17 protein-coding genes are annotated in these 22,542 nt (G+C 61.6%); 4 read left to right on the forward strand and 13 right to left on the reverse strand.

Features of this window, described 5'->3' with window-relative positions; translation table 11 throughout:
- Nucleotides 1–102: 102 nt before the first annotated feature.
- The 6 genes from I2D57_RS00425 to rpmE form a co-directional block, all read right to left on the reverse strand.
- A complete protein-coding gene (locus tag I2D57_RS00425) occupies nt 103–1,044 on the reverse strand; it encodes a transketolase family protein (protein ID WP_195361107.1) in 942 nt (313 codons plus the stop codon).
- Nucleotide 1,045: 1 nt separating this feature from the next.
- On the reverse strand, nt 1,046–1,876 hold the full coding sequence (locus I2D57_RS00430; protein ID WP_118079460.1) for a transketolase: 831 nt from the start codon (nt 1,874–1,876) through the stop codon (nt 1,046–1,048).
- 207 nt (nt 1,877–2,083) lie between these two features.
- Complete coding sequence (locus I2D57_RS00435) at nt 2,084–2,974, reverse strand: YitT family protein (protein WP_055310352.1); 891 nt, start codon at nt 2,972–2,974, stop codon at nt 2,084–2,086.
- 168 nt (nt 2,975–3,142) lie between these two features.
- Entirely contained in the window at nt 3,143–4,291 is a 1,149-nt protein-coding gene (gene prfB, locus I2D57_RS00440) for a peptide chain release factor 2 (RefSeq protein WP_118206011.1), read from the reverse strand.
- The gene (gene secA / locus I2D57_RS00445; protein ID WP_152068343.1) at nt 4,291–7,098 is read right to left on the reverse strand and encodes a preprotein translocase subunit SecA; all 2,808 of its coding nucleotides are present in this window, start codon (nt 7,096–7,098) and stop codon (nt 4,291–4,293) included. The genes prfB and secA overlap by 1 nt, the downstream gene beginning before the upstream one ends.
- A gap of 307 nt (nt 7,099–7,405) precedes the next feature.
- Nucleotides 7,406–7,831, reverse strand: a complete 426-nt coding sequence (gene rpmE, locus I2D57_RS00450) for a 50S ribosomal protein L31 (RefSeq protein WP_006235303.1) — start codon at nt 7,829–7,831, stop codon at nt 7,406–7,408.
- A gap of 346 nt (nt 7,832–8,177) precedes the next feature.
- Between rpmE and I2D57_RS00455 the strand changes: the two genes are divergently transcribed.
- The 3 genes from I2D57_RS00455 to I2D57_RS00465 all read left to right on the forward strand — a co-directional run bounded on the left by I2D57_RS00455 (nt 8,178) and on the right by I2D57_RS00465 (nt 10,891).
- Nucleotides 8,178–8,465 (forward strand): ACT domain-containing protein, encoded by a 288-nt coding sequence (locus I2D57_RS00455; protein WP_006235289.1) that lies wholly within the window; start codon nt 8,178–8,180, stop codon nt 8,463–8,465.
- 77 nt (nt 8,466–8,542) lie between these two features.
- Nucleotides 8,543–9,961 carry a citrate synthase gene (locus I2D57_RS00460; protein ID WP_195361108.1) on the forward strand — a complete coding sequence of 473 codons (1,419 nt, stop codon included), beginning with the start codon at nt 8,543–8,545 and terminating at the stop codon, nt 9,959–9,961.
- An 87-nt stretch (nt 9,962–10,048) separates the two neighbouring features.
- A complete protein-coding gene (locus tag I2D57_RS00465; RefSeq protein WP_195361109.1) occupies nt 10,049–10,891 on the forward strand; it encodes a Cof-type HAD-IIB family hydrolase in 843 nt (280 codons plus the stop codon).
- A gap of 118 nt (nt 10,892–11,009) precedes the next feature.
- Here I2D57_RS00465 and I2D57_RS00470 read toward each other — a convergent pair whose 3' ends face one another.
- The 4 genes from I2D57_RS00470 to I2D57_RS00485 all read right to left on the reverse strand — a co-directional run bounded on the left by I2D57_RS00470 (nt 11,010) and on the right by I2D57_RS00485 (nt 17,320).
- On the reverse strand, nt 11,010–11,804 hold the full coding sequence (locus tag I2D57_RS00470) for a Cof-type HAD-IIB family hydrolase (protein ID WP_195361110.1): 795 nt from the start codon (nt 11,802–11,804) through the stop codon (nt 11,010–11,012).
- Nucleotides 11,805–12,010: 206 nt separating this feature from the next.
- On the reverse strand, nt 12,011–13,831 hold the full coding sequence (locus tag I2D57_RS00475; protein ID WP_195361111.1) for an adenine deaminase: 1,821 nt from the start codon (nt 13,829–13,831) through the stop codon (nt 12,011–12,013).
- Nucleotides 13,832–14,053: 222 nt separating this feature from the next.
- A complete protein-coding gene (gene tyrS / locus I2D57_RS00480) occupies nt 14,054–15,265 on the reverse strand; it encodes a tyrosine--tRNA ligase (protein WP_195361112.1) in 1,212 nt (403 codons plus the stop codon).
- A gap of 96 nt (nt 15,266–15,361) precedes the next feature.
- Nucleotides 15,362–17,320 (reverse strand): U32 family peptidase, encoded by a 1,959-nt coding sequence (locus tag I2D57_RS00485; RefSeq protein ID WP_195361113.1) that lies wholly within the window; start codon nt 17,318–17,320, stop codon nt 15,362–15,364.
- A 162-nt stretch (nt 17,321–17,482) separates the two neighbouring features.
- On the opposite strand from I2D57_RS00485, the gene I2D57_RS00490 reads away from it, so the two are divergent.
- The gene (locus tag I2D57_RS00490; protein WP_195361114.1) at nt 17,483–19,693 is read left to right on the forward strand and encodes a transglycosylase domain-containing protein; all 2,211 of its coding nucleotides are present in this window, start codon (nt 17,483–17,485) and stop codon (nt 19,691–19,693) included.
- A 187-nt stretch (nt 19,694–19,880) separates the two neighbouring features.
- On the opposite strand, the gene I2D57_RS00495 is transcribed toward I2D57_RS00490, so the two are convergent.
- From I2D57_RS00495 to truA, 3 genes are all read right to left on the reverse strand, one after another.
- Nucleotides 19,881–20,318, reverse strand: a complete 438-nt coding sequence (locus I2D57_RS00495; RefSeq protein WP_006235280.1) for an arginine repressor — start codon at nt 20,316–20,318, stop codon at nt 19,881–19,883.
- A 132-nt stretch (nt 20,319–20,450) separates the two neighbouring features.
- Nucleotides 20,451–21,449: a glycosyltransferase family 2 protein gene (locus I2D57_RS00500; RefSeq protein WP_195361115.1), complete on the reverse strand. Its 999-nt coding sequence runs from the start codon at nt 21,447–21,449 to the stop codon at nt 20,451–20,453.
- A 203-nt stretch (nt 21,450–21,652) separates the two neighbouring features.
- Complete coding sequence (gene truA, locus I2D57_RS00505; protein ID WP_195361116.1) at nt 21,653–22,477, reverse strand: tRNA pseudouridine(38-40) synthase TruA; 825 nt, start codon at nt 22,475–22,477, stop codon at nt 21,653–21,655.
- Between the last annotated feature and the right edge of the window lie 65 nt (nt 22,478–22,542).

Here is a 22,542-nt window from a genome sequence, read left to right on the forward strand (position 1 = left end):
TAATTTGTTTGTTGCCGACAAAAAACAGGGGCGTCCTCTTTGAGGACGCCCCTGTTATGGATTGCATACGGTTGCTGAAGCGATACTTTGCCTCGTCTTGTCCTAGGCCAAGAACTCCTTGGTGGTCGCCATGATGTTGGCGGCGTCCAGGCCGTACTTGTGCAGGAGCTCGGCACCCGGGCCAGACTCACCGAAGGTGTCGTTGACGCCGATCTTCTTGAGCGGCGTCGGGCACTGCTCGCACAGGACGTCGGCAACGGCGCTGCCCAGGCCACCGATCACAGAGTGCTCCTCGACGGTCACGACGTGGCCGGTCTTGGTGGCGCTCTTGACGATCAGGTCGGCATCGATGGGCTTGATGGTGTGCATGTTGATGACCTCGGCATCGATGCCCTCGGCAGCAAGCTGCTCAGCGGCCTCGAGCGCCTCGCCGACCATCAGGCCGCAGGCGATGATGGTGACGTCGGTGCCCTCGCGCATGACGATGCCCTTGCCCACCTCGAACTTGTAGGTCTCGGGGTCGTTGATAACCGGCGAGGCCAGACGGGCGAAGCGCATGTACACGGGGCCGTCGCACTCGTAGGCGGCGCGCGTCACGGCACGGGCCTCGATGTCGTCGGCGGGAACGATCACGGTCATGCCGGGGATGACGCGCATGAGGGCGATATCCTCGCAGCACTGGTGCGTGGCGCCATCCTCGCCCACCGAGATACCGGCGTGCGTGGCACCGATCTTAACGTTAAGGTGCGGATAGCCGATGGAGTTGCGGACCTGCTCAAAGGCGCGGCCGGCGGCAAACATGGCAAAGCTGCTCGCGAAGGCGACGCGGCCGGTGGTTGCGATACCGGCGGCAACACCCATCAGGTTGCTCTCGGCGATGCCCACATCGAAGAAGCGGTCGGGGCAGGCGGCCTTAAACTTGCCGGTCTGCGTGGCGGCGGCCAAGTCGGCGTCGAGGACCACAAAGTCATCGTGCTCGTTGGCGAGCTCGACGAGGGCCTCGCCGTAGCTTACGCGCGTGGCGATTTTCTTGACGTCTGCCATCCTAGAGCTCCTCTCCGGCGGCCGTGAGCTCTGCCATGGCCTGCTCAAACTGTTCATCGTTGGGGGCCTTACCGTGCCAACCCACCTGGTTCTCCATAAAGGAGACGCCCTTGCCCTTCGTGGTCTCAGCGATAATGGCGGTCGGCTGACCCTTGGTGGCGCGGGCCTCGGCAAAGGCGGCGCGGATCTGGTCGAAGTCGTTGCCGTCGGCGAGCTCCACCACATGGAACTTGAAGGCGCGGAACTTGTCGGCGAGCGGCATGGGGTCGTTGACCTCCTCGACGGGGCCATCGATCTGCAGGCCGTTATGGTCGACGATCACGCAGAGGTTGTCGAGCTGCTGGTTGCCGGCAAACATGGCGGCCTCCCAGACCTGGCCCTCCTCGCTCTCGCCATCGCCCAGCAGGGCGTACGTGCGGTAAGTATCGCCCCAGTGCTTGGCGGCAACCGCCATGCCCACGGCGGCGGAGATGCCCTGGCCCAGCGAGCCGGTGGACATATCGACGCCCGGAGTGTCGTTCATGTTGGGATGGCCCTGCAGGTGACTGCCGATGTGGCGCAGCGTCTCGAGATCCTCCTTGGGGAAGAATCCGCGCTCGGCGAGCACGGCGTACAGACCAGGCGCGCAGTGACCCTTGGAAAGCACGAAGCGATCGCGGTCGGCCTTGCGGGGGTCGGCAGGGTCGACGTTCATTTCCTCAAAGTACAGATAGGTCATGATGTCGGCAGCGCCGAGCGAACCGCCCGGATGGCCGGACTTGGCAGCGTGCACGCCGGTGACGATGCCCTTCCTTACCTCGTTGGCAACCTTTTTGAGCTCTTCGTCGCTCATTGTGCCTTCCTTTCATCCTCATTAGACAAAATGCGCACGGCACCGAAGGTAATCCCAACACAGCCGCAATGCACGTACGTCATTCATTATGCTGGAAACTGATGGCTTTACCAGAGTTTTTATCATTATTTGAACAATTTAGCAGGCAGAACCGCTGATGAAACGGTTTATCAATGTGAACGTCTTTTGGATGGAACGCGATCGACCCTACGCGCTAATGTCCTTGAATCCCTCGCCGAAGGCTTCCGTAACGTCAGCGACCGTCACGATGGCGTGAGGATCGCGCTCGCGCACGATCGTCTTGAGGGTATTGAGCTCTCGACGGCTCACGATGACCATAATCACCGGCTTCTCGGCACCCGAATACATGCCAGTCGCCTTAAACTTGGTACAACCACGACCCAGACCATACATGATATCGGCAGCGATATCAGGGAACTTGTCCGAGATGATGAGTACCATACGGCGTTTGTTGCCACCATCGACCACGGCATCGATCACGTAGCCGCTAATGACCATCGAAAGGCCTGCATACAGTGCGTTTTCGATTGAAAAGACCGGAGCCGACAGCGCACACACGGCAACATCGATCGCCATGACGGTCGAGCCCACCGGCAGCGAGGTGTTACGCGAGATGATTTGGCCAATCGTGTCCGAGCCGCCGGTGTTGGCGCCGGCGCGCAACACCATGCCGTAACCGATGCCCGTAATAATGCCGCCCCACATGGCAGGGAGCATCAGGTCCGCATCCGCCAGAGGTGCTACAAACGGGGCGAACAGATCGGTAAAGAAGCCCAGCAGCACAAAGCCCGTCGCGGTCTGCACCACGTAGAACATGCCGCCCTCGCGCATAACGACCAGCAACAGCAAGGCGTTCATCACGATCGTCTGAATACCAACGGGAAGTGACAGGCCGCGCGTTGCGCCGACCGCCTGGATAATGGTGGCAAGGCCCGTAACGCCACCGGCAGCAAGGCCGTTGGGAATCAAAAACAGGTCGGTCGCAATAGCGGCCAGAGCGCACCCCAACATAATCTGGGGCAGGTCGTGAAAGAAGTTCATCGAAAGAATGCGCTTGATGTCCAGACGATATGCCATGCTGCCTCCCTCAAAAAAGCGCACCCCATCGGATGCGCTTTGAACTTCTTCTTGTATTCGATTCTACCGATTCGCCGGACAAAAACCACCCCTGCGCAGGGTTTGCTCTGGATACAAAACCACACTGCTCGGAGGGTTTTAATCCATTTCCACATAAACCCGGGCGGTTTAAGCAGACGGGGTCTCCGCGTCAGCGTTGCCGGTAGCCCAGCGATGGTAGCCAATAACAAACGGGTCCAGGTCGCCATCGTCAAGAACGGCCTCGACATTGCTGGTCTCCACACCCGAGCGCAGATCCTTGACCATCTGGTACGGGTAGAGCACGTAGCTGCGAATCTGGTTGCCGAAACCAATCGTGGTCTTGGGTCCGCGAATCTCATCGAGCGCCTCGGCACGCTTCTCGAGCTCAATCTCGTACAGGCGAGCCTTGAGGATCTGCATGCACGCGGCCTTGTTCTGGATCTGGCTGCGCTCGTTTTGGCAGGTGACCACAATGCCGCTGGGGAAATGCGTCACGCGCACGGCGGAGTCGGTGGTGTTAACGCCCTGGCCGCCCGGGCCGCTCGCGTGGTACACGTCCACGCGGATGTCATCGGGACTGATCTCGATGTCGATATCATCGGGTAGCACGGGGATGACCTCGACGCCGGCAAACGTGGTCTGGCGGCGCTTCTTGTCGTCGGTGGGGCTGATGCGAACCAAGCGGTGGACGCCGGCCTCGGCGCGCAGCATGCCAAATGCGTCCTTGCCCTCGACAGTAAAGGTCGCGCGGTCGATGCCGATGACCTCGGCTGCGGGACAGTCGTTGATGGTGACCTTCCAGCCGCGACGCTGGCAGTACTTCATGTACATCTTAAAGAGCATGAAGGTCCAGTCCTGGGCCTCCAGACCACCCTGTCCGGGCTTGATGGTCACAATGGCATCGCCGTGATCGAACTCACCGGTAAACCAGCTCGAAAGCTCAAGCTCATCGATGGCACGGGCCAGGCGCTCAGCCGTGGCTGTAGCCTCCTCGCGAAGGGCGACGGCGTCGGGGTCATCCCCCATCTCCTCGGCAAGCTCCAGCGCGGCGCGGGCATCGGAAAGCTCGCCGCGCGCGGTGTCCACGGCAGCGATATCTTCCTTGGTACGCGCGATCTCCTCCATGGTGGCACGGGCGGCGTCGGCGTCATCCCAAAAGCCAGGGGCAACACTTTTGGCCTCGAGCTCGGTCACACGGGTACGCTTCTCGTCCAGGTGGAGATACGACTCGACCTCGCCGAGCCGGTCCGCGAACGCGTCCAGCTCGGCGGGCGTTATCTCTAAAGCCTCAGCCATTAACGATTCCTGCCGTGGCAGTACTTAAACTTCTTGCCGCTACCGCAGGGGCACGGGTCGTTGCGGCCCACGTTGACGTACGGATCGTCGCTCTCGGACTTGCGATAGGTGGTCACCTTGCCACCGTTGTTGACGGCAGCCGGACCACCCTGGACAGCCGTGCGGGCCTGCACCTGCGCCTGCTTGCGCAGCACCGAGTCGCCGTTGTCACCATCGACCTCGGCAGGACCGGAAAAGCGCGCACCCTCGAGCGCGGGCTCCTCCTTGTGCTCCACGGCACGCGGGGCAGCCTTGATCTCGATGCGCAGAACCGTACGCAGGTAATCCTCGTACATGGTGTCGACGAGCATCTGGAACGCGCCGTAGGCCTCGGTCTTGTACTCGACCAGCGGGTCGCGCTGGCCAAAGCCGCGCAGGCCGATGCCGGTCTTGAGGTAGTCCATCTCCTGCAGGTAGTTCATCCAGCGGGTATCGATGACGCGCAGCATGACCTGGGTGTTGAGTTCGCGCATCAGGTCCTCGCCCAAGCGCTCGGCCTTCATGTTGTAGCACTTCTCTACGTAAGCCAGGACATCGGCAGCCAGGGCCTCATAATCCTCGTCGGGGAACTTCGGCGTATCGATGTGGCCGGTGAGCTCCACAACCCACTTGCGCAGGCCCTCCAGGTCGCGCTCGCCATCGTGACTGTCCTTGGTGCAGAACTCCTGCACGCAGCGGTACACGGTGTCGTGCATGACCTCGGTGATGTGGTCGGTCAGGTCCTTGCCGTCCAGAATCTTATTGCGCTCGGCGTAGATGACCTGCCGCTGCTTGTTCATGACGTCGTCGTACTCAAGGACGCTCTTACGCATGGAGAAGTTGATGCTCTCGACCTTGTGCTGGGCGCTCTCGACGGCCTTGGAGATGATCTTGTGCTGGATGGGCATGTCGTCGCCCATGTCGGCCGTGACCATCATCTTGGAGACGCGGTCCATCTTGTCGCCGCCGAACAGGCGCATGAGGTCGTCCTCGAGCGACAGGTAGAACTGGGTCTCGCCCGGATCGCCCTGACGGCCGGAGCGGCCGCGCAGCTGGTTGTCGATACGACGGGACTCATGGCGCTCGGTGCCGATGACGGTCAGGCCACCGGCGGCAAGCACGCGCTCGCGCTCGGCCTTGCAAGTCTCCTTGGCCTCGGTGTTAAACTGCTCGAGCTGCTCGGGCGTCACGTCCTCCATGGTCAGGCCCTCGTACTCCAGGCGCTCGCGCACCAACTCGTCGGGGTTGCCGCCCAGCAAGATGTCGGTACCACGGCCGGCCATGTTGGTGGCGATGGTCACGGCGCCATAGCGACCAGCCTGGGCCACGATATGGGCCTCGCGTTCATGGTGCTTGGCGTTGAGGACCTCGTGTGCGATGCCGCGCTTGGTAAGGGCGGCGGACAGCTTCTCGGAGCTCTCGATGGAGACGGTGCCCACCAGGACCGGCTGGCCCTTGGCGTGGCGACGCTCGACATCGTCGGCGACGGCGTTGTACTTGGCCTGAATGGTGCGGTACACCAGGTCCTCGTGGTCCACGCGCTGCACGGGCTTGTTGGAGGGGATAACCTCGACGGGCAGCTTGTAGATCTCGCGGAACTCGGCATCCTCGGTAAGTGCCGTGCCGGTCATGCCGGAGAGCTTGTCATACAGACGGAAGTAGTTCTGCAGGGTGATGGTGGCCAGGGTCTGGTTCTCCTCGCGTACGAGCACGCCCTCTTTGGCCTCGATGGCCTGGTGCAGGCCCTCGGAGTAACGGCGGCCTTCCATAATGCGGCCGGTGAACTCGTCGACGATCTTGACCTCGCCGTTGGTGACCACGTACTGCTTATCGCGGTGGAACATGTACTGGGCCTTCAGCGCCTGCTGCAGGTGGTTGACCAGCTGGCCGGAGAGATCGGCATAGATGTCATCGATACCCAGGCGGCGCTCGATTTTCTTAAGGCCGCGCTCGGTGGCGGCAATGGTGTGCTTGGCCTCGTCCATGACATAGTCGCCCGTGGGTTCAACGTCCTCGGTGGCGGTAAGCATGTCGTGCGACACGTCCTCGCCGCGCTCAAGGCCACGCACGGCACGCGCGAAGTCCTTGTAGGTACTGGCGGACTTGGTGCCAGCGCCCGAGATGATGAGCGGCGTTCTGGCCTCATCGATCAGGATGGAGTCAACCTCGTCGACGATGGCGTAGTTGTGGCCGCGCTGCACGCGCTGCTCGGGACGGGTAACCATGTTGTCGCGCAGGTAATCAAAGCCGAACTCGGAGTTGGTACCGTAGGTGACGTCGGCCTGGTAGGCCGGGCGCTTGAGCTCGAGCGGCATGTTGTTCTGGAGCAGACCGACGGTCATGCCCAGGTACTTATAGATGCGGCCCATCCACTCGGAGTCACGCTTGGCAAGGTAATCATTGACAGTAACGACGTGCACGCCCTTGCCGGCAATAGCGTTGAGATAGCCGGCCAACGTGGAGACGAGGGTCTTACCTTCGCCGGTCTTCATCTCGGCGATGTGGCCCTCGTGCAGTGCCATGGCGCCAATGAGCTGCACGTCAAAGTGGCGCATACCCATGGTGCGCTTGGAAGCCTCACGCACGGTGGCAAAGGCCTCGGGGAGCATGTCGTCGAGCGACTCGCCGTTGGCGTAACGCTCGCGGAACTTATCGGTCTGGCCGCGAAGCTCCTCCTCGGTCATCTTCTCAAACTGGGGCTCAAGACCGTTGATCTGGTCGACGATCTTGTAGTAGCGCTTAAGGTCCTTATCGGATCCAAAGGACAGCAGCTTTGACATGAATCCCATGTGGTTTTCCTTTTTGGCCATCGCCCACGCCGTGCAGCTGCGGGCGAGTTAAACACAGATGATTGTACTTTAGCCAAACAAGACGCGGCCTATACGGTCGACCTCGACCGCCACGTAATAACTACGACCAACCTGCCACAATGGGACAGGTTAATTATGCCAGGTTTTATCTGGGCAAACGCTGCCTCTCTGCCATTTGGTGCAATGGAGGCAGGTTGGTTTGCACCGATAAAAAGAAAAGGGCCGCGCACCCAAACGGATGCACGGCCCTTATGCCATGAATGCGAGCGATTCCTCGGCGAGCTATTTACTCAGCAGCCTCGGTGGTCTCGGCCTCGGCAGCGGCCTCCTCGACGGGAGCCTCTGCGGGAGCCTCGGCGGCCTGCTTGGCAGCCTCCTCGGCAAACTTAGCAGCACGCTTGGCCTTCTCGGCAGCCTTAGCCTCAGCGGCGGCCTTGCGAGCGGCCTCGGCCTCAGCAGCCTTGGCAGCCTTGGCAGCCTTGGCCTCCTCGGCCTTCTTGAGCTGGGCGGCAGCGGCGCCACCGAACTTGTCGGCGAAGCGCTGGACGCGTCCACCGGTGTCGACGAACTTCTGCTGGCCGGTGTAGAACGGGTGGCACTCGTTGCAAAGCTCGACCTTCATCTCGGACACGGTAGCGTGCGTCTTGAAGGTGTTGCCGCAGGAGCACGTCACCGTGCACTCGACATACTGGGGATGGATACCCTGCTTCATGGTAGGACTCCTTATTGGTCAGGCGCTGGTTACCGATCAGCGCATAAGGCGTCTTGGTTTCCGACCAAGACAACAAACTCGGCTATGGTACCACGGCACCACGTGTCCCACAAAAGGTTCACGGCCTTTCCGCTCAATGTGTTCGGCTGAGATCGGAAATCAACCCAACACGAGCCGGACACGCGCCAGACGGCTCTTCCCCGTACGGCCTTCCCCCTTACGCTCATGTTGCAGGCATGTAACGCCGCAGCGAGCGCGCCTTTTTTGCGCCAGACAGGTACAATGATGAACACTGTACCGTAGCGGAGCGCCCCGCGCGCGCCGCAATCACGCGAAAGGGTTTCCCATGGCCGAGATCTCGTCCTCCCGTATCGTCATCACCGTCCTTGGCAAGAACCGCCCCGGCATCGTCGCCGGCGTCACCCGTGTTCTGGGCGAGGCCAACGTCGACATCCGCGACATTACGCAGTCCATTATCGAGGACATCTTCACCATGACCATGCTGGCCGATACCGCCGAGTCCAAGCTCGACTTCGCCGAGCTGCAGAAGGCGCTGGCCGAGGCCGGCGAGCTTTCGGGCGTCAACGTGTCCATCCAGCGCGAGGACGTCTTCAACTTTATGTACCGCCTGTAGCGAGCAAGCCGCTCGGGGCAGCTTGACGTCATATCGTCCAAGCGCGCGGCCCCAAAGCGGACCGGAGAGGAGCGCGCATGGCCTACGACGCCAAGAAAATCTACTACCGCTTCGACGATCACCTGAGCCGTCTGGTTCTGGATTACGAGGCGAGCCGTCAGATTTCGCCCGAAAGCGAAAACCTCTACCACGGCCTGCCGACCGCCCCGTACGACGAGGACCTGTTCGTAGAGCACAATGTCAAGCGCGGCCTACGCAATGCCGACGGCTCGGGCGTGGTCGCGGGTCTCACTCGTATCTCGGATGTGCACGGCTACAACAAGGTCGACGGAAAGGTCGTGCCCGATCAGGGCAAGCTCACGCTTCGCGGCTACAGCATCGAGGATCTGGTCAACAATGCCCAGGCCGAGAATCGCTACGGCTACGAGGAAGTCGCCTATCTGCTTATCACGGGTTCGCTCCCTAACAAGGAAGAGCTCGACGGCTTTTGCGAGCGCCTGGGCGCCTTTAGACATCTGAGCGACGAGTACGTTAAAGAGTTCCCGATGACCACGGTGTCGTCGAGCATCATGAACGTGCTCCAGCGCGCCGTACTGCTGCTCTACGCCTTCGATGCCGAACCAGACGTGATCACGCCCGAGCATGAAATCGACGTCGCCATTTCCATGCTCGCACGTCTCCCGCGCATCGCCGCCTTCGCACACATGGCCTCGGTCGCCAAGCTTCGCGGCTCCGAGGTTCACGTGCCGCACCCCACGCCCGGTCTCTCCACCGCCGAGACCATCCTACAGGTCCTGCGCGGTGGCATGGCATTCACCCGCGATGAGGCGATGCTGCTCGACGTGATGCTCATGCTGCATGCAGAGCACGGCGGCGGCAACAACTCCACGTTTGCTTGCCGCGTGCTGTCCTCCTCGGCCACCGACCCGTATTCCGCTTATGCCGCGGCCATCGGCTCGCTCAAGGGCCCGCGCCACGGCGGTGCCAATGCCAAGGTCGTGTCTATGCACGAGGACATCCGCGCGCATGTCTCCAACTGGGAGGACGAGGACGAGGTCGCGGCCTACCTGGGCAAGATCCTCGACAAGCAGGCCTTCGACGGCACGGGTCTCATCTACGGCATGGGCCACGCCGTCTACACGCTGAGCGACCCGCGCGCCGAGGTGTGCCGCCGTTACGCGCGCACACTTGCCGCCAAGAAGGACCTGGGCGATGAGTTCGCGCTCATCGAGCGCATTGAGCGCCTGGCACCGCAGGTGATGCGCGACCACGGCATGACCAAGCCCATCTGCGCGAACATCGACCTGTACACGGGCTTTATCTACAAGATGCTCGGCGTACCCGAGACGCTTTTTACGCCGCTATTCGCCGTCGCCCGCATGGCCGGCTGGTCGGCACACCGCATGGAAGAGCTCTTCTGCGCGCACCGTATTATTCGCCCGGCCTATCGTCCGGTGATCGAGCCGCTGGAGTACAAGCCGCTCGCCGACCGCTAGGACGCGGACCGTTATAGAACTCGAGCGTGGCCAGGGCATCACCGCCCTCGGCCACGCTTTTTATGCCAGTAGAAAGGGCTGCATCAAATGATTGTGTTTTCCGATATGGATGGGACGCTGCTGACGAGCGATAAGCAAATGAGCGATGCCACCTGGGCGATGCTCGACGAGCTCGCACGTCGTGGCATCGAGTTTGTACCGTGCACGGGACGTCCGCTGTCGGGCATCTTTGAGCCCATCCTCGCCCACCCCGCCGTGCACTATGCCGTCTGCGCTAATGGCGCCAGTATCTGGCAGCTCGACGACGATGTGCCCACCGACGCCTCGCGCGCCACGTGCATTTTGAGCCGTCCGCTCGATCGCGGCATCGCCCACCGCATCTATCGCATCGCCGCCGGCCATGACGTCACCTTCGATATCTTCGCGGATGGGCAGTGCTTCCTCCCCCGCTCGCTATACGGGCGTCTGGATGAGTTCTGCGGCGGCGACCCCCACATCGCGGCTTCGCTCAAGCGCACACGAACGCCGATCGACATGAATATCGACAGCAAGATCGACGAGGTCGAGACGCTCGAACGCATCGCCATGTACTGGCACGACCCGGCCGATCGCGATGCCATCGCGGCGGTGCTCGACACGCTCGGAGGCATTGAGGTCACGCGTTCGTACGCCATGAATATCGAAGTCATGGGTGAAGGCGCCACCAAGGGTACGGCCCTCACGTGGCTATGCGAGCACCTGGGCGAGCGTCTCGCCAACGCCTGGGCGTTCGGCGACAACATCAACGACATCCCCATGCTGCAGGCAGCGGGCCACGGCATGGCCATGATCAACGCCGAGCCCGAAGATCGCGAGGCCGCCGACGCCATCACCGAATACGACAACGACCACGACGGCGTCGCCCGCGCCATCATGACCGCCCTCGCCTAGTCATTGGCCAGTCATCGGGAACGTTCTTGAATGACTAGTCGTTGGGGACAGTCTTCGCAAAAAGCTGCAAGGACTGGCCCCCACTGCCGGCGGAAAAGGAACGTCCCCAACTGCCGGATCAGGCGAGGCTCTCCAAAACGTGGCGGAGCTCCTGCTGGACGGCGTGGTCGCGGTTGCGCCCCACCACGCGATCGGCAACGGCCTTGAGCGCGGGGCGTGCATTTTCCATCGCACAACCCGTGCCGACAAAGCGAATGATCTCGTAGTCGTTCATCGAGTCGCCAAACGCCATAACCTCATCGCGCCCAATGCCATAATGCTCCGCGAGCTGTGCGATACCCGAAGCCTTCGACACGCCGGGCTGCATAGCATCGATCCACGCGTTACCCGAAGGCGCAAAAGTAAAGAGCTGACCGAGTTCGCGCTGCAGCACGTACGCACTGTCCATAACGGCACCGTCGTCGCAAAAGATACTCGCTTTGATGATCTTTACGCTGGGATCGGGCAGCTCCCAAATGCGCTCGGCATTGGGAAGGTCCTTATCGACCTCACGCACGAACTTGCACTCGTCATCGAGCAGGAAGGACTTGGTTCGGTCAAAAAGCGCAAGATGCAGATTGGGAAACGTCGCGACAGCCTGGGCGAGCCTTCGAATCGCCAGGTGTGAATACACCTCACGGTCTACCATTTTGCCGTCGGCGAAGACCTGGGCGCCGTTGGCGGCGACAAAGTCCATCTTGTCGCGAACGGGCGCAAAGAACTCGCACAGGCGATCGTAGCGACGACCTGACGATGCGGCGAAATGCACGCCATGCTCGTGTAGCGCTAGAATCAGTTCGTAGGTCTCGGGAGGCACCTGGCCGTTTTCGTCAAGCAACGTGCCGTCCATATCGGATGCAATCAGTTTAAACATAGAAAAGCTCCCTTCGGGCTTGATGGAATCGGACGTATATCCGATTCCAACGTACCCAAAGGGAGCTCAGATAAGACTCCGCGGGCGCAAACGTTACAAGGACCTAGCAAATAGCTCACACATGCCAAAGGCCTCATGGTCGCGGCGTCAGGCGACACGTCAAAGAGTGTCCCCGACGACTAATCGTTGAAGAACATCCCCGATGACTAGTCGGCGTAGGTGAAGGTGGTGACGTCGAACATGCCCTCGGCGCGGATGCGGAGCGTCGGGATCACCGGCAGGGGCAGGAAGATGATGCCCATGATGGGGTCGAGCGGCGGCTCGATACCCATGGCGCGCGCCTTGACCATAAAGTCGTCGTGCTGCGCGGCGACATCCTCGGCCGTGCCCTCGCTCATAAGGCCACCGAGCGCCAGCGGAATGCGCGCCACGACCTCGCCGTTGCGCACCAGCACGTGGCCGCCCTGGCCCACGGCCTCAACGGCAGCCATCATATCCGCCGCATTGTCGCCCACCACGCACACGTTGTGCGAGTCGTGGCCAATCGTGGAGGCAATGGCGCCACCCGTGATGGTAAAGCCGCGCACCCAGCCGCGACCGATATGCTTGCCAACCAAGCCCAGACCCGCGGGGCCGTCACTGTCGGCGCCCTCGGCCTGCAGCGACACGCCGCGGCCGTGGCGCTCAATCAGCATAATGCGGCGCAGGCCCTCGGCACTCTCGGGGCGAGCCACGCCCGTGATGGCCTTACCCGGTACCACGTCAATCACGGCCTCGCCCGGCTTAAAGGCATAGTCGAACACGTCGAGCGATAGCTTCGGCAGCTTAACGGAAGCACGCAGCTCATCGGCAAGCGCTGCGACCTCGGCCATCTCGGGTGCAATCTCGCCCACAAAGGTGCCGTCCTGCGCCACCAGAGCACCGGCGGCATATACGCGATGCGGAGCCGTGGCAAACGTCAGGTCATTGAGCACCAGCAGGTCGGCACGTTTGCCCGGGGCAATCGCACCGCGTAGCTCGTGTGGGTCGCGGCAGCCGTGATCTAGCCCAAACGCCTCAGCCGTGGAAAGGGACGCCATAGAGATGGCGACCACCGGGTCGACGCCGGCCTCGATGGCCACGCGGCAGGCGTTGTCGATCATGCCGGTCGAAAGCGCGTCGGAGGGAGCGCGGTCGTCGGTCGCAAAGCAGCAGCGGCGGGCGCGGGCGGGGTTTTCCAGCAGCATCGGAGACAGGTTGGCCAGGTCATGGCTGCACGTGCCCTCACGCAGCATCACATACATGCCGCGGGACAGTTTATCGAGCGCCTCCTCGGGAATCGTTGACTCGTGGTCAGCGATAATACCCGCCGCGGCATAGGCGTTGAGGTCCTTGCCGGCAACGAGCGGCGCGTGGCCGTCAACCTGCTTGGACGGCGTCTGGTTGGCAGCATCGATGCGAGCACAGGTCTCGGGGTCGGCCATAAAGACGCCCGGCAGGTTCATCATCTCGCCCAGGCCAAAAACATCGCCCGGATGCTCGGCAAAAAACGCCTGCATGTCAGCGGCGGTAATCACAGCGCCCGCTTGCTCATCGGGCAGCGCGGGCACGCACGAGGGCATCATGTACTTGATGGAAATGGGCGCGCGGCGACCGTCCTCGATCATAAAGTGCAGGCCGTCCAGGCCCGCCACGTTGGCGATCTCGTGACTGTCGGCAATGGCGGTGGTAGTACCGCGCGTCGCGGCCATGCGAGCATACTCGGCGGGGCGGATGTTCGAGGACTCGATATGCAAGTGTCCGTCAATAAAACCGGGGGCAAGATAGTAGCCCTGGCAGTCGACGACCTCAGTTGCCTCGTAGGTGCCAGCGGCATCGTCGCGACCATCGTAGAGCACGCCGACGATCACACCGTCCTTGACGGCAACGCTACCGGGCGCCACGCGCTGACCGTACACGTCGACGATTTGCGCATTGGTAAACAGCGTATCGACGGGTACGCGACCCTCGGCGGCCTCGATCACAGACCTCATGACCTCAACGGACATACATTCTCCTTTAACCGTAGAAAACAGCTGCGGAGCGGACAGGCCTTCACCGCAGCAAGCCAATAGCCATTGTATGCCCAAAAGAAAGTCCCGCTAACACCCCTTCCGCTTAACGGCACCGCCAAATGATCCCTCCGTCCCCAAGGGATCGTCGTAACCAAAAAGGCCGCAGTCGGGAATCCCGGCTGCGGCCTTGCTGCACTTGTGAGGTCAACTTGCTCGTTAGACCAATTTAAAGCCCTTGCGCTTGCCTACGGAGAGGGTGTCGCCCAGCTTGAGGGCGCTGGGATCGATGTTATAGCTCTTGGGAGCCACAGCCTTGCCGTTGATCTTGACGCCGCCGCCGTCGATGTCGCGGCGGGCCTGACCGGCGCTGGCCGAAAGGCCCAGGTCCTTGAGCAGGCCGGCGAGGTAAATCTGGCCCTCGTCGTTGACGGTCAGCTCAACGTGCTTCTCGGGGAAGTCGGCAAGCTGGCCCTCCTTGAACACACGGTCGAACTCGGCCTGGGCCTCGTCGCCGGCGCCGGCGCCGTGGTAGGTATCGCACAGGTCGCGGCCCAGAGCGCGCTTGAGCTCGTAGGGGTCGGCAGAACCGTCGGCCAGGGCGGCGTCGATCTTGTCGACCTCGGCCGGGGCGAACGAGCTGGCCAGACGATAGTACTTGCCGATCATCTCGTCGGGGATGGACATGGTCTTGCCGAACATATCCTTGGGAGCGTCGGTCAGGCCGATGTAGTTGCCATAGGACTTGGACATCTTGCGCACGCCGTCGGTGCCCTCGAGCAGCGGCATGGTGAGCGCGATCTGCGGCTCCATGCCCATCTTCTCCATGAGCTCGCGACCAGCGAGCAGGTTGAAGAGCTGGTCGGTGCCGCCCATCTCCACGTCGGCCTTGATCTGAACGGAGTCGAAGGCCTGCATCACGGGATACAGGAACTCATGCAGGGCGATCGGCGTCTGAGACTGGTAGCGCTTGGTAAAGTCATCGCGCTCAAGAATGCGGGCGACGGTGAACTTGGAGCACACCTGAAGCAGACCGGCCAGATCCATCGAAAGGATCCAGTCGCCGTTGTGCACGATGGTGGTCTTCTCGGGATCCAGGATCTTCATGGCCTGGCTCACATAGGTCTCGGCATTGGCCTCAATCTGCTCCTGCGAAAGCTGCGGACGGGTGGAATTCTTGCCCGAAGGGTCGCCAATCAGCGCGGTACCGTTGCCGATGATGAGGGTGACGTTGTGGCCCAGGTCCTGGAACTGACGCATCTTGCGCAGCGGCACAGCGTGGCCCAGGTGCAGGTCGGGGCTGGTGGGGTCGACGCCGAGCTTGATGTTGAGGGGCTCGCCCTTCTCAAGCTTCTTGCGAAGGTCGGCCTCGGGAACGATCTGCGCGGCGCCCGAGGTGATGATACGCATTTGCTCGTCAACAGACAGCATTGGGTATCCTCCTTTTGCTATAGCACCCTCGCCGAAAACGGCGGTGCTGGAAGTCCATAAACTCTCTTATGATAACAAACTGACGCGACGCGGCACTTACGACAGGAAAATCCTCGTCCTGCCGCATGCGTCAATGGCAACTGGCAGACGTGTACCGTCACGCTCGACCAGATAGCGTACCTGCCGACGACGCAAGCAGTCGCGGCAACGGACCTGCCCCGTCGCATCGGTGGCGCAGACGCCCTCGGCAGTCAGCAGGCAGTGCTCGCACACCATGAGCTCGGGACGGTCGGCGTCGACAGGCCCCAAGACACCGGGACAAGCGGCAAGCTCGGCAACACGCTCCGCATCATTGCTGAGCAACTCGGCCGACAAGTACACCCGCCCCGCCCCGAGTCCGCGCAGCCAGGTAAGCGTGACCCGATTCGCGCAGAACACCGGCGCCGCCACGTCAAACGTCATGCCCAGCTCGCGAGCGATCACCACCTGTCCCAGGTTGCGGCAGACGACGCGCCCGGCACGCTGCATAAGCGAGCGGGTCCGGTCAGCGTCACCCGTGCGGCACACCTCGTCCAGCACCACAACGGCGTCGGACAAATCGAGTTCTCCGCGCGGATCGGCATCCATCAGCTGCCAAGCAAAAACCATGTGAGCGGGAACCGCGCGCTCCACCAACTCCGTCGACGCACCGCCATCCACCGCAACGTCCTCAAAGGGCAGCACCTCAACGGCGCGCGCAACGGGCGCAATCGCATCCGCCTCGGCCCGCATGCACTCCAACACCGCCGCCGTCTGATCCAACACGCCGGCGCTGCGAATCAGGTATACCTCGCAGCCCGTGTCCACCTTACGCTTGCAATGCACGACGACGCGCTTCCCCGCCGCGGCATCCACCGGGCAGGGCACCTGCGGCCAGCGCTTGGGCACATCGGGACGCGCGTCGGCACCCGGATAGAACCGAATCTCGAGCGTGTCACCCGCCGCCACGGCAGCATCGAGCTCAACGGTCACCTCTTCGTGGCCCACAGCGACCAAGCGCCCCACGCGCACGCCCTGGTTAATTGCACGCTCAAAGCTCATCAGCTCGGCACCCGAACGCCCTCGCAGGTACGCATCGGTAAACCCACGGTTAAACGACCTTCCCAGCTCGCGCTCAAGCTCTTCCACGGCACCGGAGTCCCACGCGCCGTCGCGCAGCATATCGAGCGCCCGGCGCCAAACCCGCACCACGTTGAATACGTAATCGGGGTTCTTCATGCGCCCCTCGATCTTGAGCGACGCAACGCCGGCATCTACAAGCTCGGGCAGATGCGCAATACCCAGATAGTCATGCGGACACAGCAGGCGATCCCCCTCGACGGCGACAACGCTCTGTCCCGCCTCGTCCACTAGGTCATACGCCAGACGGCACGGCTGTGTGCAGTCGCCGCGCATTGCCGATCGTCCACGCCGCAGGGCCGAGAACTCGCACGCCCCCGAATAGCCGATGCAAATCGCACCGTGGCAGAATACCTCGATGGGCACGCCCGTGGCACAGAGCGCCGCAATCTCGTCGACCGTCAGCTCGCGCGCCGTCGTCACGCGCACGACCCCCAACTCATCGGCGGCAAGCCGCACGGCGCCTTCGCTATGAGCGCCCGCCTGCGTAGACAGGTGAATCTCGACCCCGGGAATCGCCGCGCTCAGCGCGCAGGCCAACCCGGCATCGGCCACAATCAGAGCATCGGCGCCCAGCTCCAGTGCATGAGCTCCCAACGCCACCGCGTCGGACAACTCATCGTCAAACACGAACACGTTGAGCGTCACGTACACACGCACGCCATGGGCATGCGCCACGGCGCAGCCGCGCGCAAACTCGTCATCCGTAAAGCCATGGGCGCTCACACGGGCGTTAAAGCCGCCCAACCCCGCATAGATGGCATCGGCGCCCGCGGCGATGGCCGCAAGCATCTGGTCGAGTCCGCCCGCCGGCGCCAGCAACTCGGGCAGCGCCGCACCGGCAGCATCCAATCCAGTCTCGTATTGTCCGCTCGGCCCCATCGCCCGAATCGCCATCGGCAAACTCCTTACCAAGGTATGCATTCACTCTGAAAAATGCCGTCTTCCAGCATACACGAGGCCTCGCGCGCCCCGTTTGGTTTATCGTGTAATAACTTATGTCCATCCTGCCCCGACGGCACATCCACCGTCCGGCACGACATACCTGGAGGTCAATATATGGGTCCTCGCCAACGACAGGGACACAGCCGTTCAAAGACGCACGCCCTGCCCATAATCCTGCTCTCGTTTTTGGGCTTTCTGCTGATTGCGGGCGTGGCGTTTGGCATCGGCATGGTCGGCAACGTCAACCGCTGGCTGTCCGATCTGCCCGACTACACCGACGCCAACGCGTATCTGGTGAGTGAGCCCACCGAGATCGTCGACTGCAACGGCAACAAGATCGCGAGCTTCTACACGCAAAACCGCAAGTCCATCACCAAGGACGAGGTCTCCCCCTACGTGCTGCAGGGCACCGTTGACGTCGAGGACGAGCGCTTCTACGAGCACGGCGGTATCGACCTGTGGGGTATCGCGCGTGCTGCGGTGGCAACCCTCGGCGGCGGGCACGAAGGCGCCTCGACTATCACCCAGCAGCTTGTGCGCAACACCATCCTGCAGGAGGAGCAGTTCGACTCGACCATTGAGCGTAAGGTGCGCGAGGCCTACATCGCCATCAAGATGGAGGACATGTACTCCAAAGACGAGATCCTCATGATGTACCTCAACACCATCTATTACGGCCACGGCGCCTACGGCATCGAGGCCGCAGCCGAGACCTATCTGTCCAAGAGCGCCGCCGACCTCACCCTGAGCGAGGCCGCGCTACTCATCGGCCTTCCCAACTCGCCTTCGCAGTACGACCCCACGGTCAATCCCGATCTGGCACTGTCCCGCCGCAACAAGGTTCTCGACAACATGCTGCGCCTGGGCCACATCACCCAGGAGGAGCACGATGCCGCACAGGCCGAGGCCATCACCCTCAACGTGACCGAAATCTCGGGCAGCGGCGTCGACGTATACTCGCAGCCCTACTTTGTCTCCTACGTCAAGCAGCTGCTGGAGCAGGAGTTCTCGACCGACGTGCTCTTTAAGGGCGGCCTGACCGTCAAGACCACCATCGACCCCACGATGCAGCAGGTGGCAGAGAATGCCGTCCGCGAGCAGCTCGACACGCTCTCGCTTGACGGCCTGGACATGGGCATGGTCGTCGTCGACCCCAAGACCGGCTACATCAAGTGCATGGTGGGCGGCTACGACTACAACGCCGACGAGAACCACGTAAACCATGCCACGGCCAAGCGTCCCGTCGGCTCCACCTTTAAGGCCTTTACGCTGGCAACTGCCATCCAAAACGGCATGAACCCCAACGTCACCCTCAACTGCAACTCGCCGCTCAAGGCCAAGGGCACCACAACCGAGGTACAAAACTACGCCAATCAAAGCTACGGCACCATCACGCTTAAGCAGGCGACGGCATACTCCTCCAACACCGGCTACATCCAGGTGGCGGAAGCCGTCGGCAACAGCAAGATCATCTCGCTCGTCAAAAAGCTCGGCATCGACCCCGCCAAGGACAACATCGAGGACGTTCCCGTCATGACCCTCGGCACCGGCTCGATCTCGCCGCTCGAGATGGCCGCCGCCTACGCGACGTTTGCCAACGGCGGCTACTATCGCCAGCCGATCGCCATCACCGAGATTGACTCTCGTACCGGTTCGGTGCTGTACCAGCACACCGACAATCCCTCACAGGTGCTTACCGAGGGCGAGGCCGCCGCGGTCACCGATGTTCTGTCCGGCGTCATGAAGGGCAGCGGTACGGGTGCTGCCGGCGCCCTGAGTGTCAACCAGCCCTATGCCGGCAAGACGGGCACCACCGACAACACCACCAACCTGTGGTTCTGCGGCTATACCCCGCAGCTGGCATGCGCCCTGTGGACCGGCTATTCCGCGGGCGAGATCCCCATCCAAAAGTACGGCACGGACCTGCTGGGCGACAGCACCAACCTGCCTGTCTTTAAGCGGTTTATGAACACCGTTCTGACCGGTACCGAGCGCGAGGAGTTTGCGACCGGAACGGCGCCCACCTACAAGAACAACAGCGTCTGGAAGTTCTACGGCACCAACAACACCAAGAAGTCGGAGAACGACGACAAGGACGAGGACGAGGACGAAGAGGAAGAGGAAACCACCACAACGACTACCACGACGACCACGACCACCGAGACCACGGGCGGCGACACCACCGGCGGCACCGGTACGACCGGTGGCTCGACGGGCGGCTCCACTGGTGGTTCGACCGGCGGCGATGGCGGCACGCCTACGCCTACGCCTACGCCTACACCCACTCCCGACCCCTCGCCCACGCCTGACGATACGGTCGGCTAGAAATCATCCGGCCATAAGCAACAAGGCCCCCGAGCAGCTTATTGAACTGCTCGGGGGCCTTTTAATTTGAAACGACCAGGCGGGCGGTCTTTATACCGGCAAACAAAAAAGGGGTACCGACCAACGTCGATACCCCCTTACAAGCCACCATGTCACGCACACAGTGCCGAGCGCACGACCCGCACGCCTACTTGCGAGAATTGCTCAGCTTATTGATCAGCGCCTCAAGACGCTCGCCGTCCTCGGCCGTCTGGGCAATAACCAAAATCGTATCGTTGCCGGCAAGCGAGCCAAGCACATCGGGCAACTCTGCCGCATCAACGGCGGCGGCGATGCCGGAAGCCGTGCCAGGCTGAGCCTTGATCATGACCAGATTATCGGTACGTAGAACGCCCGTTACGAGCTCGGAAACCATACGCTGCAGGTGCAGGTCCTCTGCCAGAACATAGATACCCTCAGGGAGCTTACGCAGCCCCATGTCGGCAATATCGCGAGAGACAGTCGCCTGCGTGCAATCAAAGCCCATAGCGCGGAGCTCATCGACCAGCACGCGCTGCGTACGGACGTCCTTATTGCGCACAATATCTCTAATGGCATCCTGGCGCCCATTGCGTTTTTTAGCCATACAAACCCTCTCTCCAAAAGATGGCGGAGACAATCAATCAGTGATTGAATAGTTTAACGCTATTTGAAGGCTTTTGTGTATAAGAACGCATTACGAAACAATTCTATGCAAGTTTGTTTCGTAATGAGCCGTTTAGGCGGTTTTTGCGCCCGTCCGGTTAAGAAAAGCTGCCAGATGCGTACACATCACGCAGCGCGCGGGCTTGGCGCTGGCAATCGGCCCAAACAACAGACCGAGTCCCCGATGGTTGTCCTTGAGCGCGGCGACCATCTGACGGGTTCGAGGCGCATCGAGCATATCACGCATGCGGGCGGAACGCTCGATTGACGACAACCCATGCGGGCTCAGGCACAAATTCTCGATGCAGGCGACCAGTCCGGCAAAGTAGAACTTTTGGCTTGCCAGCTTGAGCCGACCACCGCTATCTGCTTCCGAGAGTGAGTCCGCAAGCTCGTCGAGTGCTCGGATGTCATCGGATACCTTGGCATACATGGTGGGATCAAAGGCATCTGTAAGCTTAGGTGCCACCGCGTGGAAACAAGCGTCGCCGCAGCCGGACACGAATCGTGCCTGCGAGAGCGCATAAGCCATAAACTCAACCGTACGGTACGCCTTGCCGCGCGACAGGCATGCCTCAAACAGCGAGCGGCTGTACATCACGCCAGAGGTCTGAACGACAAGGCCGCCTAAAATCAACTGGGGCAGCCCGGTCACCATCGAGGATTTGCTATCAATGGAAATATGAGCAGCATCCAAGACGCGCGAATGGCGCTCTCGATGTGCATCATAGCGGTCGAGCGACACCGTGGGGAGCACTATGTCTGCCGTAGTATCGCACGCGATATCGACCATCTTGGAAAGGGACTGCGGAGCAAACCACTCATCGGCGTTCATAGCGATGATTTGAGAGCCACGCGAGGCAGCAAAACCGGCACGAAGGCAAGCACCGCGCTTCGCGTCCTCGACGTCAATCAAATCAATATGGATGTCCCTGTCGGCAGCAACCTGAAGCGAATGGCGCACACCGGGCGCAGCATCGCGGCAGACAACGACAATCTGCAAATCGTAGAGGTCTTGGTTCTGGATACTCTCGAGCGCACGCATCGCATAGCTGGGCGAACCTTCTACCACAAGGATCACCGAAAGTCGCGGATGCGAGCCACGTCGAACCAAGTTATCCGTCCTCTCGACAGCAATGAATCAAACCGTGGTTCATGGTACACCCCATAAATAAAAGCAATGAGACACCGGTTGCACTGCACGCCAAGAACAGATGTTGCACACGCGCAGCCCACAGATGACAGATGCCGACGAACGGCGCGTCAAGCCCTCCCCTAGTCGAGCACGACAAGCTCGGCGGGATCGTAATCCACGCCCATAAACGTAAGGCCGCAGGCAGGAGCCGTGGGGCCCGCAGCGGTACGATCGCAAGCATCGATGACCTCGCGCATCCACTCGGGTTTACGGCGATGCATGCCAATCTCGACAAGCGTGCCAACGATCGTACGGACCATCGAATGCAGAAACGCATTGCCCTCGATGGTAAACGTCAGGATGTCCTCGCCAAACGCAACCTCATGGCCAAACTCGGCCCGCATCACGCAGCGGTGCGTGGGCTTGCCCACGGCAGACGCCACCTTGCAAAAGCTCTTGAAGTCCTGCTCGCCCAGCAGCGCGGGACAGGCCGCAGACATCGCCTCAACATCCAATGGGTAGCGATGCCACCACACCGCACCGCGCGAAAGCACAGGGCGCGCGTCGCGATCGGCAATACGGTACGTATACGTACGGGAACGCGCGTCAAAGCGTGCAGAAAAGCCCTTACGGGCCCTGTAGACCTCGTTTATGGCGATATCTTTAGGCAGCAGGGCATCCATAGCCCGCAGCCACCTACGGCGCGTAAGGGCGAGCTCAGCGTCCGTTACGGGCACGCTGATGTACTGAGCCACGGCATGCACGCCGGCATCGGTACGACCTGCGCACGTCAGATCGATCGGGCGGCGAAGCAGCGTCTCAATGGCTCGACGTAGCTCACCCGCAACCGTCGTCTGTCCCGGCTGCTCGGCAAATCCGCTATACGACGAGCCATCATAGGCCACGCGAAATACGAGTGTGGCGTCAAGCTCGGAAATCGAATTGAAATCAGACGGCGCAGTCATGGGCGCTCCCAACAAACAAGCAACGGTATCGCGACAAAAAAAGAGGGGTACGCGAACGTACCCCT

Source organism: Collinsella aerofaciens (assembly GCF_015553355.1).
Lineage (GTDB): Bacteria > Actinomycetota > Coriobacteriia > Coriobacteriales > Coriobacteriaceae > Collinsella > Collinsella aerofaciens_V.

Coding starts and splice junctions, on each gene's coding strand:
- I2D57_RS00425 (WP_195361107.1), bottom strand. CDS start 1,044: ATGGCAGACGTCAAGAAAATCGCCACGCGCGTAAGCTACGGCGAGGCC.
- I2D57_RS00430 (WP_118079460.1), bottom strand. CDS start 1,876: ATGAGCGACGAAGAGCTCAAAAAGGTTGCCAACGAGGTAAGGAAGGGC.
- I2D57_RS00435 (WP_055310352.1), bottom strand. CDS start 2,974: ATGGCATATCGTCTGGACATCAAGCGCATTCTTTCGATGAACTTCTTT.
- prfB (WP_118206011.1), bottom strand. CDS start 4,291: ATGGCTGAGGCTTTAGAGATAACGCCCGCCGAGCTGGACGCGTTCGCG.
- secA (WP_152068343.1), bottom strand. CDS start 7,098: ATGGGATTCATGTCAAAGCTGCTGTCCTTTGGATCCGATAAGGACCTT.
- rpmE (WP_006235303.1), bottom strand. CDS start 7,831: ATGAAGCAGGGTATCCATCCCCAGTATGTCGAGTGCACGGTGACGTGC.
- I2D57_RS00455 (WP_006235289.1), top strand. CDS start 8,178: ATGGCCGAGATCTCGTCCTCCCGTATCGTCATCACCGTCCTTGGCAAG.
- I2D57_RS00460 (WP_195361108.1), top strand. CDS start 8,543: ATGGCCTACGACGCCAAGAAAATCTACTACCGCTTCGACGATCACCTG.
- I2D57_RS00465 (WP_195361109.1), top strand. CDS start 10,049: ATGATTGTGTTTTCCGATATGGATGGGACGCTGCTGACGAGCGATAAG.
- I2D57_RS00470 (WP_195361110.1), bottom strand. CDS start 11,804: ATGTTTAAACTGATTGCATCCGATATGGACGGCACGTTGCTTGACGAA.
- I2D57_RS00475 (WP_195361111.1), bottom strand. CDS start 13,831: ATGTCCGTTGAGGTCATGAGGTCTGTGATCGAGGCCGCCGAGGGTCGC.
- tyrS (WP_195361112.1), bottom strand. CDS start 15,265: ATGCTGTCTGTTGACGAGCAAATGCGTATCATCACCTCGGGCGCCGCG.
- I2D57_RS00485 (WP_195361113.1), bottom strand. CDS start 17,320: ATGGCGATTCGGGCGATGGGGCCGAGCGGACAATACGAGACTGGATTG.
- I2D57_RS00490 (WP_195361114.1), top strand. CDS start 17,483: ATGGGTCCTCGCCAACGACAGGGACACAGCCGTTCAAAGACGCACGCC.
- I2D57_RS00495 (WP_006235280.1), bottom strand. CDS start 20,318: ATGGCTAAAAAACGCAATGGGCGCCAGGATGCCATTAGAGATATTGTG.
- truA (WP_195361116.1), bottom strand. CDS start 22,477: ATGACTGCGCCGTCTGATTTCAATTCGATTTCCGAGCTTGACGCCACA.